Origin of the sequence: Streptosporangium fragile, assembly GCF_039534445.1 — a bacterium.
In the GTDB taxonomy this organism is placed as follows: Bacteria; Actinomycetota; Actinomycetes; order Streptosporangiales; family Streptosporangiaceae; genus Streptosporangium; species Streptosporangium fragile.
In genome coordinates, this window is the sequence record NZ_BAAAVI010000135.1 from 1 (window position 1) to 6,847 (window position 6,847).

Annotated in this window: 7 protein-coding genes; all 7 read left to right on the plus strand. The window is 62.9% G+C overall.

The window, feature by feature from the left end; genetic code table 11:
• Positions 1–340: 340 nt before the first annotated feature.
• Positions 341–907: a hypothetical protein gene (locus ABD841_RS39895; protein ID WP_344982262.1), complete on the plus strand. Its 567-nt coding sequence runs from the start codon at positions 341–343 to the stop codon at positions 905–907.
• A gap of 249 nt (positions 908–1,156) precedes the next feature.
• Complete coding sequence (locus ABD841_RS39900) at positions 1,157–1,966, plus strand: hypothetical protein (RefSeq protein WP_344982263.1); 810 nt, start codon at positions 1,157–1,159, stop codon at positions 1,964–1,966.
• Positions 1,967–2,200: 234 nt separating this feature from the next.
• Positions 2,201–2,869, plus strand: coding sequence for a hypothetical protein (locus ABD841_RS39905; protein WP_344982264.1), 669 nt, complete (start codon positions 2,201–2,203; stop codon positions 2,867–2,869).
• A 29-nt stretch (positions 2,870–2,898) separates the two neighbouring features.
• Complete coding sequence (locus tag ABD841_RS39910) at positions 2,899–3,570, plus strand: HAD family hydrolase (protein ID WP_344982265.1); 672 nt, start codon at positions 2,899–2,901, stop codon at positions 3,568–3,570.
• A gap of 53 nt (positions 3,571–3,623) precedes the next feature.
• Positions 3,624–3,908: a CPCC family cysteine-rich protein gene (locus ABD841_RS39915; RefSeq protein ID WP_344982266.1), complete on the plus strand. Its 285-nt coding sequence runs from the start codon at positions 3,624–3,626 to the stop codon at positions 3,906–3,908.
• Positions 3,909–4,261: 353 nt separating this feature from the next.
• The gene (locus ABD841_RS39920) at positions 4,262–5,059 is read left to right on the plus strand and encodes a hypothetical protein (RefSeq protein WP_344982267.1); all 798 of its coding nucleotides are present in this window, start codon (positions 4,262–4,264) and stop codon (positions 5,057–5,059) included.
• A 486-nt stretch (positions 5,060–5,545) separates the two neighbouring features.
• The gene (locus ABD841_RS39925) at positions 5,546–6,337 is read left to right on the plus strand and encodes a type I restriction enzyme HsdR N-terminal domain-containing protein (RefSeq protein WP_344982268.1); all 792 of its coding nucleotides are present in this window, start codon (positions 5,546–5,548) and stop codon (positions 6,335–6,337) included.
• The last annotated feature ends 510 nt before the right edge of the window (positions 6,338–6,847 follow it).

Consider the following 6,847-nt stretch of genomic DNA (forward strand, 5'->3'; position numbering starts at 1 on the left):
GCGAAGGTCTTCCACCTCCGCACGGTCAAACAGCGCCTCGTGGCGCACGCCGCGCCGCTTCCGGTGCTCGGGCCTGGCGGCCCTGCGCTCCGGGTCGGCTTGCCACTGGATACGCGGGTTGCTGTGGTGTGCTCAGCAGGGAGTACAACAACGCCGCCTTGCGCAGCCTGACCGTCCCGCACAGCGTCGCACGGTTAAGCAGGCGTTGACCCTCGATCACGGTCCTCCACTTCACTCGTAATGAAGGCGTCTGTGGCCAAGTCCGACGTGCATCACTCTCGATGATTGCAATTTGATCACAGTGGCCAACTGATGGACTTCATTGCGATCAAATAGAGGGGTGAATCGCAATACCCGGCGCCAACTCAAGAACATCGGGCGTGAAATCGCCGCAGCGGGTCTCTCGGGCATCGTCGTTGGCATCCCTTTCCTGGCTTTTGCTTTTTCTATAGCTCTACTGAATCGGGAAGATCGAGTTGGTCTCGGCGCTCTAGTGATGGCCATCGCGTTCGTCATTACTGGTGCCGACATATGGATCTTTAATCGTATCGTGAAACGTAGAGACGCTAAACGAATCGCGGAGGCGCAGGAGGATCCAGGCAAACGGCTTCGTCTTCGCATTAGTCGCATCAATCAAGCTTTTGCTGAGGCTGCTTCCCTCATGGATGAACTTCAACACGACCTCGAAGCGCAACAGGCTGCGCGAGAAATGCTCCTCGCTGAAGCTCAGCGCCAGCAAAAACTTCTAGAATTCAATGAGGGGCAGGCTGAAAAGATTCGGCAAATTTTAGTCGGTGAAACCGAGGAAGTTATTCGCACTGAGCGGCGACAGCAATGGTTGTTCTTCACTCTGGGCGTGCTGATATCTATTCCAATCGGTGTGGCTATAAATCTTCTTGTGCCATGATTTGTGAGCAGTTGAGGATATAGCCCTACGGGCTGGAATGATCTAGCAGGTCACGGCGGAACGGTGACAGCAGCGCTGACACGTCCCCACACGGACGCCTACACAGGCCACCGTCCACTACCCTCTGACCACGGCGTCCGGTACCCGACAAGGGCGATTGCTCCGCCTGAAAAGCGGAAGGTCGTCCTGACCTGAGAGCCGGTTGTTCCGGTCGGTCGGAGAAGCGCCGGATCACGCTACCGTGCGTCTATGGAGGACGATGCCACCCCGCCCCCGATCGCGAGCCGAGCGGCCGACGCCGTAAGCGGAGGTGGACGTGCGGCCGGCAAGGAGATCTGCCGGTGCTTCGACCAGCACAGGGTCCGCCGGCGGCCGCGCGTGGTGCGCTTCCACGCCGAGCGCCAGGACACGGCCGCTGCCGCCTGGCACCGCCTGCTCGATCTCGTGGAGGAAGCGGCGGACGACGGCCGGGAGGAGTTCCGGCCCCTGGCTGAGCTCAGCCCGGACGAACGGCGGCAGATCATCACCCTGCCGCCGACCATCGCCAAGCTCACCGAGGTCAAACACCTGGTGCTCTACGGCAGCAACCTGGTGCGCATCCCGCCGGAGATCGGCGCGATGACCGGCCTGCGGCAGTTCACCCCTTACACCTCGCACCGCCTGCACTGGTTTCCGTACGAGCTGACCCGGTGCCGGCAGTTGAAGGGCAGCACGGTCAGCACCCGCTCGTTGTACGGCAACGTCAAGATCCGGCCACCGTTTCCTCCGCTTCAGCCGGGCAGGGAATCGACCCGCGATCTCGACATCAGCGATCTCGACCCCAGGGTGTGGGGCACCGACGCGATCCGGACGTGCAGTGTCTGTGGCCGGTCGATCGCAGCGGCCGGGCTCCACCAGGTCTGGATCTCTTTGCGGGTCGGAACTGATGTGCTACCTCTCCTGGTCAATGCCTGCTCGCTCGCCTGCATCGATGCTCTTCCGGTTCCCGCAGAGGGCTATGTGCCGACGCCGCACACCGGCGGACCCGGCATCGTCCAACCGCGCGCCGACTACGCGTAAGCGAGATCTGAGCTGACCTGGATCTTCGCGGGCAGGGCACGACGAGGGCACATGAGGGTGCGAGACGGCCGGAAACATCGAGAACCGGCGAGAGGCCGGACCGCAGGTCAGGTACCGCCCTGTGATGTCGGCCCAGGTCTCAGCCGCCGCCCTTGCTGAAGTGCTGGTAGTCCTCTACTCCCAGGAAGAGGACGCGCCGGGAGGATGTCACCGGCATCCGGTTGGATAAGGCGCATGACCGCTCACGACGTGGCCCGGCTGCTGCCCGATGTCCCGGTGCTCCACGACCTGTGCCGATCCATGGCGGTGCTGGAGGCCATCCTCAGCCCGGACTGGGAGAGCCGCTACCACTCCTTCGACGCGGCCTGGAGCCCCGGGGAGGAGATGGCCTCCATGTGCAACGGCTCCGGAGACGAGTACTCCATCCTCTTCTCGGCGGCGGGTGCCTACATCCGCGGCTTCACCCACGAGGCGGTGATGAGCCCGTACGGCAACGACGGGCCGTGGTCTGGGGTGCTCGACTCGGTCCCCGAGGTCTTCCGCCACTGCGTGACCGAGCCCGCGTTCTGCGACGAGGACGGCATGCCGGTCGTGACCGCCTGCCTGTGGCGCGAGACCGGCGACGACCGCTGGCGGGTAGGAGAGATCGACTACCCGGATGGCGCAAGCGATCCCGATGGAGCGTCGTACTTGTTCGCTCGGCTCGTCGACCCGTCGCCGGAGGCGTTCCGGCGGTTCGCCGAGGACTACTACGAGGTCCCGGTGGACCTGAAGGCGGTACAGCATGTCTACGCGCTCCGTCCGCTGACGCAGGCGGTGGTCACCGCGCTGAACGCCGACCTCACCGTGGAGGACCTCGCCGACGACCTCGCGGCGGCCCGGTACCCATCCGCCGCCGGCTGAGAAGACGGTGCCCCCGTAGGGTGATGGCCGTGCAACGACTTGCGCTCTTCGACCTGGACAACACGCTCGTGAATCTGGACGAGGCGTTCCGGACATGGGCCGCGGAGTTCGCCGACGGGTACGGCCTCGGGCGCGAGGGGGTTGACCGGCTCATCGCCCTCGATCAGGAGGGTTATCCGCATCGTGAGGTGTTCTTCGGCAAGGTCCGCGAGCGCTTCGCCCTATCCGAGACGGCTGACGAGCTGTGGAGCCGCTACCGCAAGCGCATGCCGTACCTGGTGCGCTGTCGGCCGGAGGTGATGGAAGGGCTGGCGCGGTTGCGCGCGGCCGGGTGGAAGGTGGCCATCGTCACCAACGGGACGGCGGACAACCAGCTCGGCAAGCTCCAGCGGACGGGACTGGCCGAGGCCGTCGACGCCTACGCGCTCTCGGGACTCGAAGGTATTCGCAAGCCGGATGTCGGCCTGTTCGAGATCGCCGCCCGGCGGTGCGGTATGGGTCTGTCCGGTGGGGGATGGATGGTTGGAGACCATCCCGTCAAGGACATCGGTGGGGGACGTGCCGCCGGCCTCCGCACGGTCTGGGTCCACCGAGGGGCGCGGCTGGAACAGGAGCACGAGGCGGACCACGTCGTCACGGACGTACTCCAGGCGATGGAGGTTCTGCACGGCGAGCGCTGGTCATCGCGAGGTGATCTGTAAGGAGCCGTTCAGCGCGGATCTACGTGTTAGCGGATGGGCGTTACCGTGTGTGGGTGACGTTCGTAAACGTTGTCCGGCCGGAGGGCGATGAGCCGTACCCGTGTCCGTGCTGTGGGTTCCTCACGCTGGAAGAGCGGGGCATGTACGAAATCTGCCCGGTGTGCTTCTGGGAGGACGACGGACAGGACGAGCACGATGCTGACGAGGTCCGCGGCGGTGCCAACCGTGGGTTGAGCCTCATCCGGGGACGGCGCAGCTTCGCCGCGTTCGGTGCGAGTCGCAGGCAGGATATCGGCAAGGTGCGTGAGCCTCTCCCGCACGAGCACCCAATCAATTGATCTTGCTAACGCGGATGCTGACAACAGCTCCGGACGGATCTGGACAACCGTGGACCGAGGGACCCCGTGAAGCCTGCCCGACGAGGCTCGGATGACAGCCGTGGACGGTCATGGACAGTCGTGATCTAACTCGTAATGAAGTGGTTCGGGCTCGACGCCGTCTTAATCAAAGAGCTGAACCTGCCCAGGCGGAGCATTGGGATTAGTGCCACGCGGTCATAGCCTTCCTGATCCTTGCGCCGACATCGACACCCGCCGCACGGATCACGCCAGAGTCCAGCTCCGTTACGTGTTGTGCTCGTGCGGACGAATATCAGTGATGATAGATGCCTTCATGCTGGATAGTGGCTGTCATGGGAAAGCTTCGCCCCGAGGAAAGATGGGTTTTGGCATGTCTCCAGGCTGCGTTGCCTGGGATGAATGTGCGTCAGCATGACGACGGTTCAGAGTCGGCCATGCACGACCTCAATCTGTTCTCTCAGGACGGGGCTCTCCGGGGAGCGGTGGAGATCAGCGCGGCAGCTGACGGAGACTCCATCGAGCTGTGGAAACTCGTAAATGGTCACGGGCGCCGTATCTACTCCAGCCTTGCTGGGGGATGGTTCCTGAGACTCCAGCCGTCGACACGTGTGAAGCCTCTTCTCCAGGCGCTACCCGCGCTGCTCGCTGGCTGGGAACAGCGGGGGATCCGGGAATTCTCCCGGTGGGACGGCAGCGACCCGACCTTCGCGCGGGCCTTCAAACTGGGCATCGTTGGTGCTGACCAGAGCGGCACTGATTTCCCTGGGAGTGTGTACTTCACCATCGAGCTGCCGCCCGACAAAGCGGGCGGGTTCGTCACCGATACTGGAGATGCCTTGGCTCAGTGGGTGGGCGACTGGCTGCGGGAGGTCGGGCAGGCGGATGTTCTCCGCAAGCTCGCCAAGTCCGGCGCGCCGCGCCGCCATGCCTTCGTTCTGTTCCCGGGCTTCACCACTGCCCCCTTCAAGGTGGCCGACTTGTTGATGCGAGATTCCGCGCCGCTTCCGACGGCCTCGCCAAGTCTTCCCGCCGAGGTGACAGACGTGTGGGCCATGAGCACTTGGGATTCTGGTGACGGGTTCTGGTGGTCGGCGGATGACGGCTGGGTCAGGTTCACGAAGGTCCTGTAGATCGACTTCTTGGAGATCGTCTCCGAGGACTGAGGTCACGTCCATGGAAGTGGTGTACAGCAGCCCCATACAGCAACACCGTCATACGCGACCGCGCACTACCGACTAGCATCCTCTGCTTCATCTGGGCGAAGCTCCGCTGACAGAGCATGCGCCCTTCCCTACGGATCAGAAGGTCCCATGGGTTGGGGGATTCAGAGCTCACCGAAGCCGGCGTTTCTGGTTGGATCCTCGATGGCCACTATCAGGTCGACCTAAATATTTATTTCTAAGGTTCCGTAATCCTGGAACTCGCACAGGTGGGCCACATATTAAGTATCGGTTATGCAATAATGCCCATTTTGGGAAGATTGAGAAGTTATTTATATTTAGGGATTTTTTGCGCATTGGGAGGAGTCGTTTGTGTATCGATTGAAAATTGCAGGATGAGTTGATCTCTCTGAGGTGCATAACCTGCTTGTCCCTACTAGATCCGCAGGTGAGCCCATGAGTGAGCAGTCGGCACAGGCGATCGTCGGTGAAGAGCAGGCCTTCGCCCCTCCCGGTACCACGAAAAAGACTGACAGCTCCGGCGGCAAGAAGCCTCCTGCCGCGCGGACGGTTCCCAAGTGGGAGACCGACGCGCGAGACCGGGTCCGGACGGCCGTGCGCCGCTACTCCAAGCCGCTGGCCGATCTGGTGGCCCGTGACGCCAACGAAGGAGACACACGGCTTCTGATCACGGACTTCCTGTGCGAAGGGCTGGGCTACGACAAGTACGAGGACCTCACCACCGAGTACCAGGTCAAGGGCGAGTTCGCCGACTACGGCATCCGCATCGACAAGCAACTGGTCGCCTTCATCGAGGTGAAGCGATGCAGCCAGAAGCTCAACACCAAGCACCTGCGCCAGGTGCAGATGTACGCCGTCAACGAAGGCGTCGAGTGGATGATCCTATCCAACGGACAGGTCTGGCAGGCCTACCACATGACCGCCGGCCTTCCTGTGGTCATCGATCTTGCCCTTGAGGTGGACCTTCTCGGAGACGCCAGCTTGGCCACCAAGGCCGACGGCCTCTTCTACCTGACCAAGGAGGCGTTCAAGCGCCGACTGATGGATGACCTGTGGAGGGCCCGCGCCGCGACGTCGCCGAAGTCCTTGGCGCAGGTGCTTCTGTCAGAAGTGGTGGTCGATGCCGTGCGCAAGGAGCTTCGACGTCAGACGAGCTACAACGCCGACTCTGCCGAGATTCACCGCGCTTTGCGTGATGAGGTCCTGCGAGCGGAGATCTTGTCCTGACCGTAGACGCCTCGGATAAGCGCCCCGAATGGCCTGGCCGGTTCGGGGCGCTCCATCATCCGTCGGCCCTTCAGCGACAGCAGCGCTGACAGCAACGTCCCCACACGCGAACTCACCCCGGCTACCGTCCACCACCCTCTGACCATGGCGTCCGCTGCCCGACTAGGGCGATCGCTCCGCCTGAAAAGCGGGAGGTCATGCTGCCGTGCAGTTTCTAATGTCGGGGACTGGCAGCTCGGCGCTCCAGGTTGGTTTACCGCCAGATGAAGCAGTGAGCGTGGAGAGCACGCACGGGGTACGAGGGGGGCGATTAAGCAAGCCGTATGAGATTCTGTCATCAAGTTTCAGTAAGTCAGCTTGAGTAGACTGGCATCTCTTTCTGCGCTCTTCTAGCGTGCGTTTCCTTAGCCCATTGCCGAATTGTTCTCATGGGTATCAAGCGGCGGCGCGCCGCGCCGCCGCACGGCCCGCCGCCCGCCAGCCGTCCGGGCATGCGGCCTGGAGGCCGGT